Source organism: Bradyrhizobium sp. R2.2-H, assembly GCF_004346455.1.
GTDB classification, from domain to species: Bacteria; Pseudomonadota; Alphaproteobacteria; order Rhizobiales; family Xanthobacteraceae; genus Bradyrhizobium; species Bradyrhizobium diversitatis.
The window spans coordinates 226,614-244,720 of sequence record NZ_SMBR01000004.1; the positions used below are offsets into that span (position 1 = coordinate 226,614).

At 65.7% G+C, this 18,107-nt stretch carries 22 protein-coding genes and 1 pseudogene; 12 read left to right on the forward strand and 11 right to left on the reverse strand.

Going from position 1 to position 18,107, the window contains the following annotated elements; all coding sequences use genetic code 11:
• Positions 1-61: 61 nt before the first annotated feature.
• The 4 genes from EDE08_RS11990 to EDE08_RS12005 form a co-directional block, all read right to left on the reverse strand.
• A complete protein-coding gene (locus EDE08_RS11990; protein ID WP_131869232.1) occupies positions 62-2,110 on the reverse strand; it encodes an elongation factor G in 2,049 nt (682 codons plus the stop codon).
• 291 nt (positions 2,111-2,401) lie between these two features.
• On the reverse strand, positions 2,402-2,881 hold the full coding sequence (locus EDE08_RS11995) for a DUF992 domain-containing protein (RefSeq protein WP_131869231.1): 480 nt from the start codon (positions 2,879-2,881) through the stop codon (positions 2,402-2,404).
• 175 nt (positions 2,882-3,056) lie between these two features.
• On the reverse strand, positions 3,057-4,259 hold the full coding sequence (locus tag EDE08_RS12000; RefSeq protein ID WP_131869230.1) for a pyridoxal phosphate-dependent aminotransferase: 1,203 nt from the start codon (positions 4,257-4,259) through the stop codon (positions 3,057-3,059).
• 66 nt (positions 4,260-4,325) lie between these two features.
• Positions 4,326-4,760 (reverse strand): hypothetical protein, encoded by a 435-nt coding sequence (locus tag EDE08_RS12005; protein WP_165935880.1) that lies wholly within the window; start codon positions 4,758-4,760, stop codon positions 4,326-4,328.
• Positions 4,761-4,824: 64 nt separating this feature from the next.
• Here EDE08_RS12005 and EDE08_RS12010 point away from each other — a divergent pair, with 64 nt between their 5' ends.
• From EDE08_RS12010 to EDE08_RS12030, 6 genes are all read left to right on the forward strand, one after another.
• Entirely contained in the window at positions 4,825-5,475 is a 651-nt protein-coding gene (locus EDE08_RS12010) for a glutathione S-transferase family protein (RefSeq protein WP_131869229.1), read from the forward strand.
• Positions 5,476-5,628: 153 nt separating this feature from the next.
• Complete coding sequence (locus EDE08_RS38390) at positions 5,629-5,805, forward strand: hypothetical protein (protein WP_162832045.1); 177 nt, start codon at positions 5,629-5,631, stop codon at positions 5,803-5,805.
• Between the two features lie 73 nt (positions 5,806-5,878).
• The gene (locus EDE08_RS12015) at positions 5,879-6,037 is read left to right on the forward strand and encodes a hypothetical protein (protein WP_035672192.1); all 159 of its coding nucleotides are present in this window, start codon (positions 5,879-5,881) and stop codon (positions 6,035-6,037) included.
• 128 nt (positions 6,038-6,165) lie between these two features.
• Positions 6,166-6,978 carry a PAS-domain containing protein gene (locus tag EDE08_RS12020; protein ID WP_131869228.1) on the forward strand — a complete coding sequence of 271 codons (813 nt, stop codon included), beginning with the start codon at positions 6,166-6,168 and terminating at the stop codon, positions 6,976-6,978.
• Between the two features lie 72 nt (positions 6,979-7,050).
• On the forward strand, positions 7,051-7,506 hold the full coding sequence (locus tag EDE08_RS12025) for a GNAT family N-acetyltransferase (RefSeq protein WP_131869227.1): 456 nt from the start codon (positions 7,051-7,053) through the stop codon (positions 7,504-7,506).
• 257 nt (positions 7,507-7,763) lie between these two features.
• Entirely contained in the window at positions 7,764-8,705 is a 942-nt protein-coding gene (locus EDE08_RS12030) for an aldo/keto reductase (protein WP_131869226.1), read from the forward strand.
• A 13-nt stretch (positions 8,706-8,718) separates the two neighbouring features.
• Here EDE08_RS12030 and hmuQ read toward each other — a convergent pair whose 3' ends face one another.
• The 4 genes from hmuQ to EDE08_RS12050 form a co-directional block, all read right to left on the reverse strand.
• Entirely contained in the window at positions 8,719-9,042 is a 324-nt protein-coding gene (hmuQ, locus tag EDE08_RS12035; RefSeq protein ID WP_024340421.1) for a heme-degrading protein HmuQ, read from the reverse strand.
• A 273-nt stretch (positions 9,043-9,315) separates the two neighbouring features.
• Positions 9,316-9,675, reverse strand: coding sequence for an endonuclease domain-containing protein (locus EDE08_RS12040; RefSeq protein ID WP_131869225.1), 360 nt, complete (start codon positions 9,673-9,675; stop codon positions 9,316-9,318).
• Between the two features lie 257 nt (positions 9,676-9,932).
• Positions 9,933-11,150 carry a DUF1501 domain-containing protein gene (locus EDE08_RS12045; RefSeq protein WP_165935881.1) on the reverse strand — a complete coding sequence of 406 codons (1,218 nt, stop codon included), beginning with the start codon at positions 11,148-11,150 and terminating at the stop codon, positions 9,933-9,935.
• Between the two features lie 2 nt (positions 11,151-11,152).
• The gene (locus tag EDE08_RS12050) at positions 11,153-12,709 is read right to left on the reverse strand and encodes a DUF1800 domain-containing protein (protein WP_131869223.1); all 1,557 of its coding nucleotides are present in this window, start codon (positions 12,707-12,709) and stop codon (positions 11,153-11,155) included.
• Positions 12,710-12,822: 113 nt separating this feature from the next.
• On the opposite strand from EDE08_RS12050, the gene EDE08_RS39070 reads away from it, so the two are divergent.
• The 3 genes from EDE08_RS39070 (at position 12,823) to EDE08_RS12065 (ending at position 14,341) form a co-directional block, all read left to right on the forward strand.
• On the forward strand, positions 12,823-13,053 hold the full coding sequence (locus EDE08_RS39070; protein WP_131869222.1) for a cysteine-rich CWC family protein: 231 nt from the start codon (positions 12,823-12,825) through the stop codon (positions 13,051-13,053).
• 209 nt (positions 13,054-13,262) lie between these two features.
• A complete protein-coding gene (locus tag EDE08_RS12060) occupies positions 13,263-13,859 on the forward strand; it encodes a hypothetical protein (protein WP_131869221.1) in 597 nt (198 codons plus the stop codon).
• Positions 13,856-14,341 (forward strand): hypothetical protein, encoded by a 486-nt coding sequence (locus tag EDE08_RS12065; RefSeq protein WP_131869220.1) that lies wholly within the window; start codon positions 13,856-13,858, stop codon positions 14,339-14,341. Before EDE08_RS12060 ends, EDE08_RS12065 begins: the two co-directional genes overlap by 4 nt.
• 31 nt (positions 14,342-14,372) lie before the next feature.
• Here EDE08_RS12065 and EDE08_RS12070 read toward each other — a convergent pair.
• From EDE08_RS12070 to EDE08_RS12080, 3 genes and pseudogenes are all read right to left on the reverse strand, one after another.
• Positions 14,373-15,072, reverse strand: a pseudogene (locus tag EDE08_RS12070) (glutathione S-transferase family protein).
• A gap of 174 nt (positions 15,073-15,246) precedes the next feature.
• The gene (locus tag EDE08_RS12075; RefSeq protein WP_131869219.1) at positions 15,247-15,477 is read right to left on the reverse strand and encodes a hypothetical protein; all 231 of its coding nucleotides are present in this window, start codon (positions 15,475-15,477) and stop codon (positions 15,247-15,249) included.
• Complete coding sequence (locus EDE08_RS12080) at positions 15,474-16,253, reverse strand: sulfite exporter TauE/SafE family protein (RefSeq protein ID WP_131869218.1); 780 nt, start codon at positions 16,251-16,253, stop codon at positions 15,474-15,476. Before EDE08_RS12080 ends, EDE08_RS12075 begins: the two co-directional genes overlap by 4 nt.
• Before the next feature lie 318 nt (positions 16,254-16,571).
• On the opposite strand from EDE08_RS12080, the gene EDE08_RS12085 reads away from it, so the two are divergent.
• The 3 genes from EDE08_RS12085 to EDE08_RS12095 all read left to right on the forward strand — a co-directional run bounded on the left by EDE08_RS12085 (position 16,572) and on the right by EDE08_RS12095 (position 18,107).
• Positions 16,572-17,486 (forward strand): LysR substrate-binding domain-containing protein, encoded by a 915-nt coding sequence (locus EDE08_RS12085; protein WP_061877455.1) that lies wholly within the window; start codon positions 16,572-16,574, stop codon positions 17,484-17,486.
• Positions 17,487-17,600: 114 nt separating this feature from the next.
• Positions 17,601-17,825: a hypothetical protein gene (locus EDE08_RS12090; RefSeq protein ID WP_028176666.1), complete on the forward strand. Its 225-nt coding sequence runs from the start codon at positions 17,601-17,603 to the stop codon at positions 17,823-17,825.
• 54 nt (positions 17,826-17,879) lie between these two features.
• Positions 17,880-18,107: a hypothetical protein gene (locus EDE08_RS12095; RefSeq protein WP_131869217.1), complete on the forward strand. Its 228-nt coding sequence runs from the start codon at positions 17,880-17,882 to the stop codon at positions 18,105-18,107.

Sequence of the window (18,107 nt, forward strand, 5' to 3'; positions counted from 1 at the left end):
CACCCTCTCGCCGCGAAGAGCGGCGAGAGGGTGTGAGAGAGCGGAGACCCCCTAACGTGTCTTACGCCGCGTGCTGATGCGCGGCGATGATCTGGTCGGCGGCGCGGCCGGTGACCTCGGCCATGTGGTCGAACTGGCGGGTGAAGCTGCCGGCGCCGGCGGTGGCCGAGCGCAGCTCGACGATCAGTTCCCCGATTTCGGCTTCGGGCATCATGGCGCGGACACAGTCCCAGCCGCTCCAGCCCTCGCGGGTGTCGAAGCCGAGAATCTGTCCGCGCCGCGCCGACAGGATCGCGTTGATCTTGGCAGTGGCGTCGGTCGGGCAGACGATCTCGACCATGTGGATCGGCTCCAGCAAGACCGGCTGGCATTGCGGCAAGCCTTCGTTGAGCCCGATCCGCGCCGCCGTACGGAAGGCGAGATCGGAGGAGTCGACGCTGTGAAAGGAGCCGTCGGTCAGCGTCACCTCCACGTCGGTGACGGGGAAGCCGAGCGGGCCGCGGGCCAATCCGTCGACGACGCCTTCTTCCACCGCCGGGATGTAGTTGCGCGGCACCGCGCCGCCCACGACCTTCTCGCCGAACCTGAAGCCGTCGCCGCGCGGCAGCGGCCTGATGTCGAGCACGACGTCGCCGAACTGACCGTGACCGCCGGACTGCTTCTTGTGCCGCCCGCGCTGGGTGATCGGCTTGCGGATGGTCTCCTGGTAGCCGATCCCCGGCGGATGCGAGGTGACCTTGACGCCGAAGCGATCGCGCAGCCGCTCGCCGGCCACGCGCAGGTGCATCTCGCCCTGCCCCCACAGCACGGTGTCATGGGTCTTGGCGTTCTGCACGACGACGAGTGACGGATCCTCCTCATGCAGCCGCGCCATCGCCTGGCCGAGCTTGACGTCGTCCTTGCGATCGACGGCCGCGATCGAGATCGCGAGCACCGGCGCCGTCGGCTCGCTCGTGATCAAGGCCGCGGGCGGCGTCTTGCCGTTCGACACCGTGTCGCCGGTCTTGATCGCCTCGAGCTTCGCCAGCGCCACCGTGTCGCCGGCTTCGGCCGAGGCACGCTTGGTATCGTAGGCACCGTTGACGGCGAGGATGCCGGAGATGCGCCCCAAGCCCCCGGAGGCGGATTGCATCGTCGCTCCGTCGTCGAGATGGCCGGCAAGCAGGCGCGTCAGCGACAGCTTGCCGCCATGCTGCGAATGCATTGTCTTGAAGACGTAGCCAAGCGCGTCCCTGGTCTCGGGAACGCCGAGACGTTTCGCCGTCTCCGCGATGCCGGGCGCCTCGTGGCGCAGCGCCTTCATCAGGCGCAGCACGCCGTTTTCGCGCGCAGCCGAGCCCAGCAGCACCGGGCAGATCAAGCCTTCGCGCAATTCGCGGGCGAGATCGTCGAACACGGCATCGCGCGGCGGCTGGATGTCCTCGAGCAATTGCTCCATCAGCGCATCGTCGTGATCGGCAAGCTTCTCCAGCATCGAGAAGCGGGCTTCCTTCTCGCGATCGAGATCGCCGCCTTTCAGCGCGATCACCTCGGAGGCCTTGTGCTCGCGATAGATGAAGGCGCGTTCCAGCGCGAGATCGACGAAGCCCTCGATCAACTCGTTCTTCCAGATCGGGATCTGGCGCAGCACCAGCGGCACGCGCGAGGCGGGCTGCAGCATGGCAAGCGTCTCGCGGATGCGCTGGCTTGCGCGATCGATCTTGTTCAGGAACAGGAAACGCGGGATCTTTAGCTCCTCCAGCTCGCGCAGGATGATCTGAAGCTGCGGCAGCTTCTTCTCGTCGGCCTCACAGACCACGATTGCGGCATCGACCGCGGGAAGCGCAGCGCGCATGTCGTGGGCAAACTCGACGGAACCGGGACAATCGAGGAAGGTGTAGCTGTCGCCCATGAAATTCGTGGTCGCGGCGGTCAGCCCGACGGTCATCTTGTGCTGACGGGCCTCTGGCGTGGCGTCGCCGACGGAGGTTCCGGCATCGACGCTGCCGGCACGCGGGATTGCGCCCGTTCGCGCCAGGATTGCTTCTAAAAGTGTGGTTTTACCGCTTTGGAAAGGGCCCACCAGCGCGATGCACCGTGGACCTCGGGGACTTCTGACGTCTTGTCCCATTCGCCGCCTCCTTGGTGTGGAGCTCGGCCCATGATTGGGTCGGCAAGCGCCGATGCTCTGCCCGTCCCTTAGATTTGGCAAGCATCAAACGTCGCTGCGGTGCGTCGTCAGTGTTCACCTCTCCCGGAGGGAGAGGTCGGATCGCATCGATCGATGCGATCCGGGTGAGGGGCTATCACTACACACTGCGGCCCCTCACCCGGATTGCTGCGGACGATGCTTCGCATTGCCGAGCGCAATCCGACCTCTCCCCGCCGGGGAGAGGTGAACGGAGCGCCGCGGGGCCGAATGTCAACGCCCCGGACGCAGTTCCAGGCTTGCGAGTCCGGCAGCGACGTTGAGGCCGACCTGGCCCTGCACGCTGAGCGGCTGGAGCGCGATCGAGTTGTTGGAGCCGCCGACCAGAACGTTGCCGCCAAGTCCGACACCGACCGAGGCGCTGCCCTGCGCGCCCACGTAATTGCCGGAGAGGTCGCCGGGGCCGAGCCGGTCGACCGGTGCGAACACACCCCAGGCCAAGGCCGTCTCCTGGGTGATGCCGATGTCTAGGCCGACCTTTTGGATGGTCGCGACGTAGCGGTCGTCGGGCACGCCGTCGGCGCGCAGCACACAGCCGAGATGGGTTACCGATCCCACGATGAAGCCGACACTGGCGCCGCCGCGGCACTCGAGCACGCCGATCCGCGTCATCCGCTGCTGCGCGCTGCCGCTCGCGACGGAGGCAAGAAGGCTGGCGGCGGCGAGCCCTGCGAGGAGGAATGAACGACGCATGAATGTCTCCGGCGATGATGTGATGCGAGCAGAGAGAGCGCCCCACCCGTGTTGCGTGATGGTCTATGCCACAACAGCCGTGGTGGTGCCAGATCGCGCATGAGGATAAGCGTGCAAACAATTAAAAAAGGCCCGCCAGAGGCGGGCCTTTTCGATGTCTTGTCGCGACTGAGCCTCAGCGCAGATTGCCGCAGAAGCGCTGGATGCGCTTGCAGGCGTCTTCGAGATCCGAGGTCTTGGTCGCATAGGAGATGCGGAACGCAGGTCCCAGGCCGAAGGCCGAACCCTGCACCACGGCGACGCCTTCGGTCTCCAGCAGCTCCGTGACGAACTGCTCGTCGTTGGCGATCACATTGCCCGACGGCGCTTTCTTGCCGATGGTGCCGGCGCAGGACGGATAGACGTAGAACGCGCCTTCGGGGCGCGGGCACTCGATGCCGCTCGCCTGGTTGAGCATGGAAACGACGAGGTCACGCCGCTCCTTAAAGACCTTGTTGTTGGCGGGAATGAACTCCTGCGGACCGTTCAGCGCCTCGACCGAGGCCCATTGCGCGATCGAGCACGGGTTCGAGGTCGATTGCGACTGGATCGTCGCCATCGCCTTGATGAGATGCGCCGGACCGCCGGCATAGCCGATACGCCAGCCGGTCATGCAATAGGCCTTGGAGACGCCGTTCACGGTGAGCGTGCGGTCGTAGAGACCAGGCTCGACCTGCGCGACGGTGGTGAACTGGAAGTCGTCATAGACGAGATGCTCGTACATGTCGTCGGTCATCACCCAGACATGGGGATGCTTCACCAGCACGTCGGTGAGCGCTTTCAGTTCCGAGCGCGTGTAGGCAGCTCCCGTCGGGTTCGACGGCGAGCACAGGATGACCCATTTGGTCTTCGGCGTGATCGCACGCTCGAGCGCCTCTGCCTGGAGCTTGAAGCCGGTCGCCGCGGTGCAGACCACCGGCACCGGCTCGCCGCCGGCAAGCGCGACCATCTCGGGATAGCTGACCCAATAGGGCGCGGGAATGATCACCTCGTCGCCCGGATTGATGGTCGCCATCAGCGCGTTGTAGAGCACCTGCTTGCCGCCGGTGCCGACGATGATCTGGTTCGGCTTGTAGGCGACGCCGTTCTCGCGCTGAAACTTGGCGATGATGGCTTCCTTCAGCTCGGGGATGCCGTCCACCGCGGTGTACTTGGTCTTGCCGGCCTCGATGGCGTGGATCGCCGCCAGCTTGATGTTGGCGGGCGTGTCGAAGTCGGGCTCGCCAGCGCCGAGGCCGATGACGTTGCGGCCAGCCGCTTTCAGCGCGCGTGCTTTATCCGTGACCGCGATGGTCGCGGACGGCTTCACACGGTCGAGCGCAGCGGCAAGGAAGGACATCATCATCTCCTGGCGAGCGTCGTGAAGCCTTTCGCCTCACGACTCCAATTGTGGGAATGAGCCACCCTAAGACGTGTGCCGCTGCGCCGCAAGAAACTTCGTCCCGATCTCGGAAAAGTTTGCGGATTTCCGGCGTTTCGAAGCGCCCCGACCGCAATGTTCCGTAACTTTGCCGGCCAAATTCCTCATATCCGGCAAGGCCTGTCCTCGGAGCAATTTTGCATGCCCGGGCTTGTCCGGCCAGTCACGTACTTCTTGCGATGTGGCAATGTGAATGGCCGGGACAAGCCCGGCCATGGCGATGCGCAGGCACTGGTCCGTCCGATCGTAGGATACGATCCCTACCCACTTGATGATCTCGCCGAGCAATGCCCGCGTTGACGCAAGCGTGAGCTGAATTGCATGCTCGCGCGGAAATGATCTTCCGCGACGTTGCAGTGCGGCAGGGTTTTCGAGTTTTTCTATTGGCCGGCTCTTGCGGCGGATTCGCATCGGCATCATTGTTTAGCCGCCTCGCGGGGGCCACGATCGCCGCGTCTTCACGTCCTCGGATTCGAACTGCAGAATGTACAAGCTCTATTCGATGCAACGCTCGGGCAACAGCTACAAGGTCCGCCTTGCGCTGGCGCTGCTCAACCTGCCTTACGAAGCGGTGGAGGTGGACATCCTGCGCGGCGAGAGCCGCACGCCGGACTTTCTCGGCAAGAACCCGTCGGGACAGGTGCCGCTGCTCGAGGTCGGCGAGGGCCGCTATCTCGCCGAGTCCAATGCCATCCTCTGGTACGTCGCCGTCGGCACGCCGCTGGCGCCGGAAAACCGCATCGATCGCGCCGAGGCGCTGCAATGGATGTTCTTCGAGCAGCACGCGCTCGAGCCGAACATCGGCGCCGCCTATTTCTGGCTATCGCTGGTTAAGGGCGGCCGCGATCTCCAGACCCATTCGCTGGAGGACTGGATGGAGCGCGGCTATGGCGCGCTCCAGGTGATGGAGAACCATCTCAAGACCAACGCCTATTTCGCCGCGCGCCAACTCACGGTCGCCGACATCGCGCTGTATGGCTACACCCACCTCGCCGACCGTTGCGACTTCGATCTTTCCACCTTCCCGGCGATCCGGGACTGGCTCGCGCGCGTCGAAGCCGCGCCCGGCTTCGTGACCATGGACTGGCGCCCGGCCGACATCGACGACCCCGCCAGCATCGCGGCGGGCGCCTGACGGCGCCATACCTGCGCGAATAGCGGGCACAAGGGCTCCCTTTGCCGCAATGTCGCCATTTTTGGCGCGATGGCCGCCGCAATATTGCCGGTTGAAACTGGGAGATTTCGGAAAGTCGCGGGTGATTCGCTCGCGTGTTGAAGGATTTAGACCATGATGCGGGCGTCCGGCACGGCAGGCTTTCAGAGCCCATCCGCTACCGTCGCGTCTTCCCGGCTTACCCATGCGGTCGCGGCCTCGCTCGCCGTCGCCGCGCTCTCGCTGTGCCTGATCGTCACCCTGACGGTGCTGTCGACCAAGGCGACCATGGCGATGGGCCTGCCGGTCTGATTCCCGTTTCATCCTGGACCTGCCTTCAGGGCGCCGCGCGGCCCGCGCCGACCGGCATCGCGACAGGACGTCGATGAAATCACCTGTGGTAGTCGTTGCAATCACCCTGACCGCGGCCATCCTGGTCGCGGCGTCGCTGTTGATCATCGTCGGCACGCGCAAGGGCGTGGGGACGTCGACGCTGAATGCGCCCGCACTGCAACAACGCGTCAAGCACGCGCACATGGTCTAAAATCATCGGAAAGCTTGAGGCTTGCACGCAAGCGCGCCTTAAGCACGCCGCACGAAACCGCATCGCAGTCACGCAACAATCAGTCAGTGTTGCCGCCTGACCTCGTTCGTGAGGAGCGAGACTGGTCCATGCGGTTCGGATGGCGTGCGATCTCCGGTCCGGCGCTGACGGCAGCGGCCCTGCTGCTGGCAATGCTGTTCGATCGCCTTTTCCCCACCCCCTCGCCCGCGCCGCTGTTGGTCTGCATCGTGGCTCTCGCCGGCGCGCTCGCGGGGCTCGCCTCCGCCATGACGACGGCCGTTGTCGCAGTGATCGGCGCGGCACTGTTCTTCCTCAATCGCCACGGCGTTTCCGGCTATGGCGCCGCCGATCTGGTCCGGCTCGGTCTCCTGACCGTCACGGCTGTCGGCACCGCCGGCATCACCGGCCTGATGCGCGAGCGGCTCCTCGGCACGGTCGCGGCCGAGCGCCGGAGCCACGCCACGGCCGCGCGGCTGTCGGCCGCGCTCGACCAGGTCGATATCGGCATCGTGCTGCTCGATGCCGAGACCCGGGCCGAATTCATCAACCGCGCGTTCCGCGATTATTTTGCGGTGCCGGACGTGATCGCCGAAAGCAAGCCGCCCTTCATCGCGCTGATGTATCACGGCCGCGACACGGGCGCGTTCGAGCTGCCGGAGGACGAGCTCGGCACCTTCATCGCGCGACGCATGGAGATGGTGCGGGGCGGCGATGCCACGCCGATCAACATCAAATTGAGCAACGGCGAGGTGCTGCGCTTCGTCTGCACCGCGCTGCCCGACGGTGGACGCATGCTGAGCTACACCCCGGTGACCGACCTCGTGCGCCACACCGACGAGCCATCACGCGCCGACTACTACCGCTCGCTGCGCGACCCCGCAAACCGCAAGCTGACCCGCTACCTGCGCATCGCGGAGTGACGCGACGGCGCGATTGATCGGCAGTGCGACCATCACGTATGAAGGACGCTTCATCGATCGCGGGAATTTCACATGTCGCTCACCATTCGCGCCGTCACGAGGCAGGACTACGAACAATGGCTGCCGCTGTGGGACGGCTACAACGCCTTCTACGGCCGCTCGGGCCCGACCGCCCTTTCGCCCGAGATTACGAAGATGACGTGGCAGCGCTTCTTCGATGCTTACGAGCCGATGCATGCGCTGGTGGCCGAGGAGGACGGCCGCCTGCTCGGGCTGACGCATTATCTGTTTCATCGCAGCACCACCGCGATCGAGCCGTCCTGCTATTTGCAGGACCTGTTCACGCTCGAATCCGCGCGCGGCAAGGGCGTCGCCTCGGCGCTGATCCAAGGCGTCTATGAGCGGGCAAAGCTCGCGGGATCGCCGCGCGTGTACTGGCAGACGCACGAGACCAATCTGACGGCACAGCGCCTGTACGACAAGGTCGCGGAGCGGTCCGGCTTCATCGTCTATCGCAAGATCTTCTAAGCGCTGCGTCCCTAGAGCCCTGTGGATAACTCCGCCTGTCACCCGGGCGTAACACAGCAAGACTACGCTGCGCCTGCGTCTGGTCAGGCCCCCGTCACCGATCAAGCGCCCCAAAGCGGCCCCCGTCAGTCGCCGCGTCTGACAGGGGCCGCATTTTTTTGTCCGGGATCGTCTGCATGGCAGCAGCGCAGGCATCGGCTTGCTGATGCGGCGCACGGTGGTCACAATGTGCCGCTGCTCATCTGACAGGATCCCCCATGGAAATTCGTAATCTCGGCGCCTCCGGCCTTCGCGTGTCTGCGGTCGGGCTCGGCTGCAACAATTTCGGCCAGCGCACGGATCTGGAGACCTCGCGCAAGGTGATCCATCGCGCGCTCGATCTCGGCATCACGCTGTTCGACACCGCCGACATCTATGCCGGGATGGGCGGCTCGGAGACGGTGCTCGGCACCGTGCTCGGCGATCGCCGCAAGGACATCGTGCTCGCCACCAAATATGCCAAGCCGATGGCGACCGACGGCACCAGGCAGGGCGCCTCGCGCCGCTACATCATGGATGCGGTCGAGGCGAGCCTGAGGCGGCTCAAGACCGACTACATCGACCTCTACCAGCAGCACGATTACGATCCGCTGACGCCGATGGAGGAGACCTTGCGTGCGCTCGACGATCTCATCCGGCAAGGCAAGGTGCGCTACATCGGCAACTCCAACTTCCCGGCCTGGCGGATCGCGGAAGCCGAGTTCACCGCACGCGCGATGAATGTCAGCCGCTTCGTCTCCTGCCAGGACGAATACTCCCTGCTGGTTCGCGACATCGAGAAGGACCTGCTGCCGGCGGCCCAAGAGTACAGGCTAGGCCTGCTGCCGTTCTTCCCGCTCGCGAGCGGCCTGCTGACGGGCAAGTACCAGCGCGGCGCGGCGGCCCCCGCCGACACGCGCTTTGCCAAGGCGCCGGCGCTGCGCGACCGCTACGTCACGCCGCGCAACGAGGACATGGTCGAGAAGCTCCAGGCCTTCGCCAAGTCGCGCGGCCGCTCGATGCTGGAGCTCGCCTTCTCCTGGCTCGCCGCGCGCCCGCAGGTGTCGAGCGTGATCGCAGGCGCCACGCGCGTCGAGCAGATCGAGGAGAACGTGAAGGCGATCGCCTGGAAACTCAGCGTGGATGAGATGGCGGAGATCGACAAGATCACTCTGGGCTGAGCTCTGCGGCGCGCTACTTCGCGCCGCGCCCGACCGTCTGTACCACCTCGAAGCCCTCGAACTGGGGATGGCCGAGATAAAGCGGCTTGTTGTCACCCGCCTTGTGATGCGCCGCGCGAAACGCCTCCGACTTGGTCCAGGCCTCGAACGCGGCGTGGTTCGCCCACACGGTGTGGGAGGCGTAGAGCGTGTGGTCCTCGAGCTCGGGCCCCCTCAGCAGATGGAATTCGACGAAGCCCGGCACCTTGTCGAGATGGGTGTCGCGCGAAAGCCAGACCTGCTCGAAAGCAGCCTCGGAGCCCTTGGCGACGCGGAAGCGGTTCATGGCGATGTACATTGGGCGGTCTCTCCTGTAGGCGAGAAGGGTAAGGGACGCATCGCCCTCTCGCTCCCTCGCCCCGTTCTTACGGGGAGAGGGCGGGGTGAGGGGCTGCTTCCGCGAGCTTGGTCTCGATTGTAGGCGATGTGCGCGATGCACGCACGGTCAATGTGGGAGCCGGATATGCTGCCCTCTTGGCAACAGTGTGCCCTGCCCCTCACCAGGATCGCTCAGGCGCGGAATTGCGCGCCATAGCGATCCGACCTCTCCCATCAGAAGGGCGGGGAGAGGTTAAGTCACACCTCCCGCCGTCGCGAGTTCAGCCTGAATTACGGTGAGAACTCCTTCGGTGTTCCCGAGGACATCGTTGTTCCAGAAGCGCAGCACCCTGTACCCCTTCTCTGCCAAGCGCTCGTCTCGAACCGCATCTGATGCAGATTCATTGTGCTGCCCGCCGTCGACTTCTATGACGATCCGCTTCTCGCGACATACGAAATCGCAGATGTAGCCGATGATCGGCTCTTGCCTGACGAACTTGTTGCCATCGATCCGTCGATTGCGAATACGATTCCAGAGAACCGTCTCTGCATCCGTTTGATTGGCACGCAAGCGTCGCGCGAGCCGGATGGGTTTTTCGTTGTGGCCACGCATTGCCCTGCCCTGACCCGTGATGGACGCACCGTTCTATCGCTCCCTCGCCCCGTTCTTACGGGGAGAGGGTGGGGTGAGGGGCCGTCTCCGCGAGTTCGGTGTGAATTGTAGATTCAGTGCGCTGAATCGCAATCGTCTTTCGAGTCGGAGAGATTTGGTTCATGGCAATAGAGTGCCATGCCCCTCACCCGGATTGCTCAGGCGCGCATTGCGCGCCTGAGCAATCCGACCTCTCCCCGCAGAAGAGCGGGGAGAGGTTAAGCCACCAGCCCCTTCATCGGCCGTGCGCTTGCGCTATCCGGAAACACCGTCTCCGCCAGCACGCGGTCGGACAGGCCGAACCGGTCCTGCAGCACGCCCTTGATCACGGAGCGCAGGTCCGTCGTCGGCTTGAGGTCGCGGGCCTCGTGGAGGTTGGCGAGCTTGAGGCCAGGCCAGTCGGCGATGACGCGGCCGCCTTTCACCGCGCCGCCGGCGAGCAGCGCGATCGTTCCCGTGCCGTGATCGGTGCCGTCGGTGCCGTTGATGCGCGCGGTGCGGCCGAATTCGGTGGCGATGACGATGACGGTCTCGCGCCAGCGATCCCCCAGGCCGCCTTCGAACTCGGCGAGCGCGCCGTCGAGGCCGCCGAGCAGGAAGGCGAGACGCCCCACAGGGCCGCCTTCATTTGCATGCGTGTCCCAGCCGTCGAAGGCGAGCGCGGCGATGCGCGGGCCATCGTCAGCCGCCATCAGCTTCGCCGCGCCGCGCGCGACCTGCCGCATCTGTGCGACGGCGTTGCCGCGCGTCGCTTTCATGTCGTCGCCACTCGCAGCCTTGTCGAGCTGGAGGCCTTGCGACAACGCCGAGGCCAGTGCGGGATCGCGGTGACGGTAGAGCTCCATGAGGCGCATCGCGGTGTCGTCGTCGGCCTGCGGCAGCGCCAGTGGCGCCCAGCCGACGGTGGGCGCGTTGCCACGCAGCACCAGCGGCGTGGTCGGCCCGATGGCGAGACCGCTCGACACGCGTTCGCCGCGCGGCAGCGCTTCCAGCGCGCGGTTGAGCCAGCCGGACTGCACGCGGCCCGGGCCGGCAAAGCCGCTTTCGAGCACGTCCTGGCCGTCGAAATGCGAGCGGTCGCGGTAGGGCGTCGCCACCGCGTGAACAACTGCCGCATGCTTGTCGCGATACATGCGCGCGAATTCCGGCATCGCCGGATGCAGCGCGAAGAAGGAATCGAGCATGACCGCGGGATGCGCGCCATCCGCGGTGAGCGCGATCGAGCCGTGCAGGCCGGCATAGTCGGGGTCGCCGATCGGCCCGACCGTGGAGAGACCGTCGAGCGCGCCGCGCAGGATCACCACGATCAAGCGTGGATCGCGCCCATCGGCGGCGCGGGCGAATTTCGGCAGGTAGGCCCAGGCCGCGAAGGAAGCGCCGCCGAGCAGCAGGCCGCGGCGCGAGGTGAGGAGCCGGTTTTCGACGCAGTCGATCATCTTCATCTCCGCTGCATTTCCGGCGACAGCAACAGCAGCGCTAGCGCCTGCTGTCGCGACTCCGCGCGCTCGATGGTTTTGCGCGTTTCGATCGAGGCCGCGTCGGCGGCTCCGAACTCCAGCAGGTCGATCGGATCGATGTTGTTGCCGAGCCGCGCGCCGATCTGCACCGCGATATCGAGCCTGAGCTTGATGCCTTCGGGCGCGGCCCAGGCGGCATTGGTGTCGGGAAAGCCGTTGGGGCCCGGCGGCGACCAGAGCGGCTGACCGAGCAGGTTGAGGCCGTTGAGATAGCGGCCCGGGTCCTCCGGCACCTGCGCGAGCAGCCGGCCGCTCGCGACCAGGAAATCGTAAGGCGAGCGCATCTTGGTCAGCGGCGCCCTCCACGCCTCATCGGAATCGACCAGCGCCAGGGCAAGCGCCTTGAGATCGCCGTCGGACTTGACGAAGAGATCGCGCAGGCGCCCGACGAGCGCCGGCGGCGGATCATCGGCGACGAAGTGACGGACGAATTTGGTGGCGATAAAATTCGCGGTCGACGGATGCCGGGCGAGGTCGGCGAGCGCGGCTTCGCCCTGTGCGAGCCCGGTGGCCTCGTAGCTCCTGCCGAGCAGGACTTGCGGCCCGGGCTGATGCGCATTGACGTTGAAGACGAAGGAGCCGGGGGGCCCCAGCTGCCCCTGCCGGCCGGCGAAAGTCCAGCCGGTGATGATGCGCGCCAGCGAGGTGACGTCGCCTTGCGTGTAGCCGCCGCCGACGCCGAGCGTATGCAGCTCCATGATCTCGCGCGCGAGATTTTCGTTCAGCCCGCGCTTGCGGTTCTGCCCGGCGCGCGAATCCGGCCCGAGCGATTGCTGGTTGTCGAGAAAGAACAGCATCGCGGGATGCTGCTCGACCGCCCTCAGCATGTCGGCGAAGCGCCCGAGCACGTGCGGCCTGATCGCCTCGCGCTCGAACGCACCGGCCCAGATCCGTGTCAGCTCGCCCTTGCTGGCGGAGATGCAGAAATGGTTGGACCAGAACGCGACGAGGCGCTCGGTGAAGCCGCACTCGGCGAGCGTGGCGCGCTGCAACCGCGCCAGCGCTTCGGCGCGAAAGGTCTTCTGAATCACGTTGAGCGGCTGCGGCGCGGGCTTTGCGGCCGGCGGTGCCGCCGCGTTGGGCTGCATGGCGTCCGGCTTTGCCGCATTGTCCGCAGGCTTCGCCTCCGCCATCTGGCTGGCGATCTCCGTCGCCGCCGCATTCAGCGAGGGATTGCGGCGGAGCCCGGCGTTCCGTTCGGTCGGCGCTGCCGGCGGCGTCTCAGCGGGCGCGGCAGCCTTCGCAGCCTCGCGCGCCTGCTTGACCTGGTCCTGATAGGCAAAGACGGCCTGCCCGAGTCGCGGCGTCGATTGCAGTCCCGGCGCTTCCAGCAGCACGCCGTTGGGACGTGCAAGCTCGGCCTTCACGAAGCCGCGCGGGTCGGAGCTTGCGTTGATGAGATCGCCCGACGCGCCGCCGCGGGCGCCGAAGCCAAAGCGGTTGAGCGCGACGAGAGCAGCTTGCGTATCGCGGGCCATCGATCTGTCCTTCGCGCGTTGGAGCCGCTTTCCCGATACGTGCGCGGCGCGTAATATACCGTAGCGACAAATGAACCCGACATGAAAATGACGGCGAAGCTTCGGCGTAGATCATGACAAATCCGAAAGAATCCGCGTTGCAGGAACCGCGCCGCCTCGCCTGCTCCCGCTGCGGCGCCGAGTTCGGCTGCGACCTCTCGGGCACGTGCTGGTGCGCGGAGGAGACGGCAAAACTGCCAATGCCGCTCGCGGGCGAGGATTGTCTGTGCCGGGATTGTTTGCGGAAGGCTGCGGCCGTTGCGTTGTCCTCCGCGGACAGCGACGACCCGAGCTCACGATCCTGAAGGGAGCGCGGAATACGCGTCTTGAAGCAGGACGCTCCCGTCGTTCGAGACGCCATCCGAACACGGCGTCACGGAGTTGCGGCGCTCGGGACAATTGTCGTTGCGGCCTTGCAGATCCGTTTACCTAATACTGCCAGCATCCCGCGTTTTCAGACATCTCTTAATCAAACACGGCTAGGTTGTGCCCCGCAAATGCAAGTGTGGCGCCAATGATCCGTTTCGTACTGTTCACCTGTATGGCTTTCACGACCGCCTTCGTCGGCGTGTTCTGGGCGATGCGGGGATTTCCCGCCTACACGGTTTCGCCGATCAGCGCATTGCAGCCGACGCTCACCACGACATTCGGCGACGAGAGCGCCAAGGCTTACGATCGCAAAATGTGGGAAGCCGCACACACCTCGCAAAGCGACAAGGATCCGAAACGCGACGCACTGCGGCTCGACGCGTTGCAGGCAGGCACTGCCTACGCGATGTCGCCATGCGACGACACGATGAAGGCCAACCTCATCGCCGCCACGACGGCCTATGCCCGCGCGTACATGAAGATCTTCGACTGCCCGAACCCCATGATGGCAATGTTCTGCAGCGAGAAGAAGCGGGACGAGGCCAACGCGGCGTTCTCTACGCCGCTCGACATGCGCGTCCAGGCCGCGCTTGCCGAAGCTTTTGAGCAGAAGGGCGTCGTCGAGACCGACTTTCCGGAGGAACTCCGCCTCACGGTCAAGCAATTTGCCGGCCCCGGCCTGTGGTCCGAGCCCTCCCCGGTTTGCCTGCCGCGGATGCGCGCCGCAGCGAGCGGCAAATGAACCGCATCTGGTTCGTGATCTGGGCGATCGTGGCCTGGCAAGTCGCGGTCTGGGCCTTTGCGCCGGAGCCCAAGGCTCGGCCACAGGTCTTTGCGGGTGACGGCAAAGGCTACGGAGACACCGAAAAATATGCGGTCGAATCGCGCATCAGCCAGCGTCGCGGCGCGATGGCCGCGCTCGAGCTTCCCTGGAGTGGGCGCTGCATCGGGGACACGCGCAAACACTTCATCGAGGGCCTCAACGAGTATTACTATCACCGCCAGAATCAGACAGAGCGCTATCCCGAGATCTTCGGCCCGGCAGGCGCTGATTACATAGCCAAGCAATGGTCGACGGGAGAGGACAAGCGCATCGAGCGGCTCACACAGGAAGCCTACGTGAGGGGCTACTTCAAACCGTCGGACTTCAATGGCGTCGCCAGCAAGTTGATCGCAATCGTCGTCAAGGGCGAACGCGTAACAGGACATGCCTGCGCGGGTTGAACGCGTCCAGGAGCGAGCAGCGCGTCATCCGCTACACTTTGTACCCTGGCGATGTCCGCGCCATGCCGTCGAACGCATCGAGCAGTCTTTCGCGCCACGCATGGACCGGATCGTCCGCCTCCAGCAGCTTGAACGGGCTGACCACGCGCGCCCATTGAAATCCGCCGAACACGATGTAGTCGGCGTAGTTCGGCGCGTTGCCGCCGAGATTAGGGCTGCTTCTTCAGTGTCTGCCGCATCACCTCCAGCGACTTGCGGAACGCGACCACGCCGGTGTCGCGGCTCGCCATGACCTCTTCCAGGCTCTTGCCGCCGAAGCGCGCCTCGCGAGACTTGCGGAAATAGGCGGCGTCGACCTCGGCGAGGTTGTTGGGGATGTCGGCGACGATCAGCGGAAAGATGCCGCCGACGATGGCGATGTCGCCGAAGGCATTGATCATGCGCGCCATGGCGCGACCGCCCTCACCGCCGAACAACGACGGACGATCGGGAAACTTGTCCTCCAGATAATTCGCGATGGTCCAGGAATCGACCACGGGCTTGTCGTCGTGCAACAGCACCGGCACCTTCTCCGAGCCGTGCGGCGCGATCGCGCTCTTCTCGGTGAAGCGCCAGGGCAGGGCCTCCGCCGCAAGACCCTTGTGCGCCAGCGCCATCCGCGTGCGCCAGCAAAACGGGCTGAAGGGGCGCGAAGCATCGGTGCCGACGAGTTCGTAGAGTTTGAGTGACATGACGGGTCTTTCTGCCAGACCCTCATCCTGAGGAGCGCGGAACGCGCGTCTCGAAGGATGAAGGCCCGATCTCGGCCTCGCCCTTCGAGACGCGCGCAAGATGCGCGCTCCTCAGGGTGAGGGTCTCCCATTCTGGATTGCTTCGTTGGCGCTCGCAATGACGATGTGGAAAGATCACCGCCCGTTGGTGCGCAGCAGCCTCTCGCCGTCCTCCGTCACCGCGATGACCAGCCCGAGGCCGGCTATCGTCTCGCGGGCGACGTAGCCGCGATCCGCGGCGTCTTCCCAGATGGTGAGGCGCGGGCACGAGGTTTTCCAGGTCGCGATCACCTCGGCATAGGCGCGCGGCTCGCGGGCGACCCATTCGACGAAGTCCAGCACCAGCGGATCGGCCGCCTCGCTCATTGCAAACCTCCCTTGTCGAAGGCGGCCAGCACCGGGGTACGAACCAGGAGCCAGCCGCCATAGGCGATGTAGTAGCAGGCAATGGTGGTGATCAGCTTGTTCGACCATGCCAGGAATTGCTGGTCGGTCATGGCTTCGAGGATGCGCCGCGCCAGCGTGGTGCCGAGCATCGAGGCGGCAATCGCAACGCCGGCGAGAACGGGATCGAGGCTCGCCGCCTGGTCGATGATGCCGCCGAAATAGAGGAGCTTGGTGAAATGGCTGACCAGCTGGCACATCGCCTTGGTCGCGACTTTCTCGCGCCGGCCGAAATTGCCGCCGAGGAAGAAGGTGTCGAGCAGCGGGCCGGAGACGCCGGTCATCAGCATCAGGCCCATGCAGATCGTGCCATAGACCGTGCCCTGCCAGAGACGGTCGGGATCGGGCTTGATGTTCGCCGGCAGGAGTCGCGCCATGAACGGCGTGGCACCCAGCATCAGCAGCGCGACCGGCTTGTCCGGCACATAGCGGGTGAGCGACCAGGCCGCGAGCGCGACAGCAGCGCCAACCATATAGTTCGCGACCGGCCGCCAGCGGATATGCGCCCGCCACAGGAAAGCGCGCCAGCCGTTCGAGGCCATCTGCGTGATCGCATGCAGCACCATCGCGGTCGGCAGCGGCATCAGGGCCAGCAGCACGCCGATCAGGACCAGCCCGCCCGCCATGCCGAACAGCCCCGACAGGAACGCGGTGGCGACCATCAGCAATCCAAGGGCCGCGATCATGAGGGGCGTCACGTTGGCAAATCTCCTAAATCGGCACGGATAGTCAGGGAGGCACGCAGTTTCACTCCCTCGCCCCGCTTGCGGGGAGAGGGTGGGGGTGAGGGGAAGCCTCCGCGGGGACGGTGAGAGTTGGACTCGCGGAGAGTCCCCCTCACCCGGAATTTGCTCTCGCAAATTCCGACCTCTCCCCGCAGGCGGGGAGAGGTGAAGAAGCCGCGGCGCTCCCGAACAAATCAGCCTAGGACTACGCTGCAAGTTGTGCCTTGCTTGCCGCCTCTCCGCAAACTGAGTTATCTTGCCCTGGCATCAGCTTTCCTGAGGGTCGGGCATTTGCGGCGGTTGCTGTTTCTCAACGGCATCAAGGCGTTCGAGGCGGCGGCGCGGACCGGCAGCTTTGCTGCGGCCGGGCTGGAGCTGAGCGTGTCGGCGGCCGCCGTCAGCCGCATGGTGCATCTGCTCGAAGAGCGGCTCGGTGTCGCGTTGTTCGAGCGCAAGGCCAACCGCCTGGTGCTGACGCAGGCCGGCCGCGCCTATCAGAGCGGGCTGACCCCGATCTTCGATGCGCTGGCGAGCCTCACCGCGCAGGTGACGGCGCCCTCGAGCGTGCGCGTGCTCACCATCGGCGTCGGCCACACCTTTGCGATGCGCTGGCTGATCCCGCGCCTGTCCGAGTTTCGCAACGAGGAGCCCGACATCGAGGTGCGCTTCACCACCGGCGGCGCGTCGGTGCCGTTCGGCGAGGACTGGAGCTGCGGCATCAAGCTCGGCACCGGCGACTGGCCCGGCCTCGTCGCCGAGCCGCTGTTTGCCGGCGACCTGACGCCGGTCTGCGTGCCACGCCTCGCCGGCGGGCTGAAGCGTCCGGCCGACCTGAAGGGACCGAGCCTGATCCGCGTCGCGCACTCGCCCGAGGACTGGCCGATCTGGCTGAAGGCCGCGGGCGTTGCGCGGATCAACGCGCGCGGACCCGAGTTCCAGTTTTACGGCCAGGCGCTGCAGGCCGCCGCCGACGGGCTCGGCATCGCCATGGGCATCCGGCCCTATATCGACGACGATCTCGCGGCCGGCCGGCTGGTGGCGCCTCTCGACCTCTCGGTGCCCAAGGGCATGCGCTGGTACCTGCTCTATCGCAGCTTCCAGACCGAGCAGCGCGACTTTGCCGCCTTCCGCCGCTGGATCATGCGCGCGGCCTCGGAACCCGCCGCCCGCCCCCGCCGGATCGGCCGCGCCGGCGCGCGGAACTGAAGTCTTTTCGACAAGCTTGAGCAAAAAAAGCCACGTCGCTTGTGAACCGCTTCACATTCTGAAACCCGTAATCGTGGTCCCCTGACCCTCCGAAAAAAAGTGGGACCTACACTCATGACGACCCTTTACGACGGCTTTGACATCGAATCCTTCGAAGCTGGCAAGGGGCTGTGGCACGCGCGGATCCGCCGGGCCGATTTCAGCCCGGTAGCCATCGACGGCGTGCTGTTTCCTGCCATGGAAGTCGGCTTCGCCTGGCCCGATCCCGATGCGGCGATCGCCGATGCCAAGCACCACATCGATCGCTTCCGCCGGCGGGCCGAAGGCGACGACGAATAGCCCAGCGGGTCCGCGGGCGGACCAGAGAAAAAGCGCGCAGGGGGAACACCGGTCATGTCCATCATCGAAACCGACGCAGCGCGGCCGCGGATCTACACCCGTGCGGTGCTGTCCAACTGCCCGGAATGCGACGGCGATCTCGCGGTGCTCCGCGTGATCCCCGGCCGCGCCGGGTGCGAGTACTGGGCCATGCGCTGCAGCGATTGCGGCGGCATCCATCTCGACATCCTCGAGCCGCATGTCCCGGCCGAAGACGACGGCGGGCCGCTGCCGGCGGCCTGA

Excerpts from the sequence above, each read along its gene's own strand:
- EDE08_RS12045 (WP_165935881.1), bottom strand. The coding sequence starts at position 11,150 with ATGATCGACTGCGTCGAAAACCGGCTCCTCACCTCGCGCCGCGGCCTG.
- EDE08_RS12000 (WP_131869230.1), bottom strand. The coding sequence starts at position 4,259 with ATGTCCTTCCTTGCCGCTGCGCTCGACCGTGTGAAGCCGTCCGCGACC.
- EDE08_RS12005 (WP_165935880.1), bottom strand. The coding sequence starts at position 4,760 with ATGATGCCGATGCGAATCCGCCGCAAGAGCCGGCCAATAGAAAAACTC.
- EDE08_RS11995 (WP_131869231.1), bottom strand. The coding sequence starts at position 2,881 with ATGCGTCGTTCATTCCTCCTCGCAGGGCTCGCCGCCGCCAGCCTTCTT.
- EDE08_RS12065 (WP_131869220.1), top strand. The coding sequence starts at position 13,856 with ATGAACCGCATCTGGTTCGTGATCTGGGCGATCGTGGCCTGGCAAGTC.
- EDE08_RS12015 (WP_035672192.1), top strand. The coding sequence starts at position 5,879 with ATGAAATCACCTGTGGTAGTCGTTGCAATCACCCTGACCGCGGCCATC.
- EDE08_RS12020 (WP_131869228.1), top strand. The coding sequence starts at position 6,166 with ATGCGGTTCGGATGGCGTGCGATCTCCGGTCCGGCGCTGACGGCAGCG.
- EDE08_RS12060 (WP_131869221.1), top strand. The coding sequence starts at position 13,263 with ATGATCCGTTTCGTACTGTTCACCTGTATGGCTTTCACGACCGCCTTC.
- EDE08_RS12010 (WP_131869229.1), top strand. The coding sequence starts at position 4,825 with ATGTACAAGCTCTATTCGATGCAACGCTCGGGCAACAGCTACAAGGTC.
- EDE08_RS11990 (WP_131869232.1), bottom strand. The coding sequence starts at position 2,110 with ATGGGACAAGACGTCAGAAGTCCCCGAGGTCCACGGTGCATCGCGCTG.
- EDE08_RS12030 (WP_131869226.1), top strand. The coding sequence starts at position 7,764 with ATGGAAATTCGTAATCTCGGCGCCTCCGGCCTTCGCGTGTCTGCGGTC.
- hmuQ (WP_024340421.1), bottom strand. The coding sequence starts at position 9,042 with ATGTACATCGCCATGAACCGCTTCCGCGTCGCCAAGGGCTCCGAGGCT.
- EDE08_RS12025 (WP_131869227.1), top strand. The coding sequence starts at position 7,051 with ATGTCGCTCACCATTCGCGCCGTCACGAGGCAGGACTACGAACAATGG.
- EDE08_RS12040 (WP_131869225.1), bottom strand. The coding sequence starts at position 9,675 with ATGCGTGGCCACAACGAAAAACCCATCCGGCTCGCGCGACGCTTGCGT.
- EDE08_RS12050 (WP_131869223.1), bottom strand. The coding sequence starts at position 12,709 with ATGGCCCGCGATACGCAAGCTGCTCTCGTCGCGCTCAACCGCTTTGGC.
- EDE08_RS12090 (WP_028176666.1), top strand. The coding sequence starts at position 17,601 with ATGACGACCCTTTACGACGGCTTTGACATCGAATCCTTCGAAGCTGGC.
- EDE08_RS38390 (WP_162832045.1), top strand. The coding sequence starts at position 5,629 with ATGATGCGGGCGTCCGGCACGGCAGGCTTTCAGAGCCCATCCGCTACC.
- EDE08_RS39070 (WP_131869222.1), top strand. The coding sequence starts at position 12,823 with ATGACAAATCCGAAAGAATCCGCGTTGCAGGAACCGCGCCGCCTCGCC.
- EDE08_RS12095 (WP_131869217.1), top strand. The coding sequence starts at position 17,880 with ATGTCCATCATCGAAACCGACGCAGCGCGGCCGCGGATCTACACCCGT.
- EDE08_RS12075 (WP_131869219.1), bottom strand. The coding sequence starts at position 15,477 with ATGAGCGAGGCGGCCGATCCGCTGGTGCTGGACTTCGTCGAATGGGTC.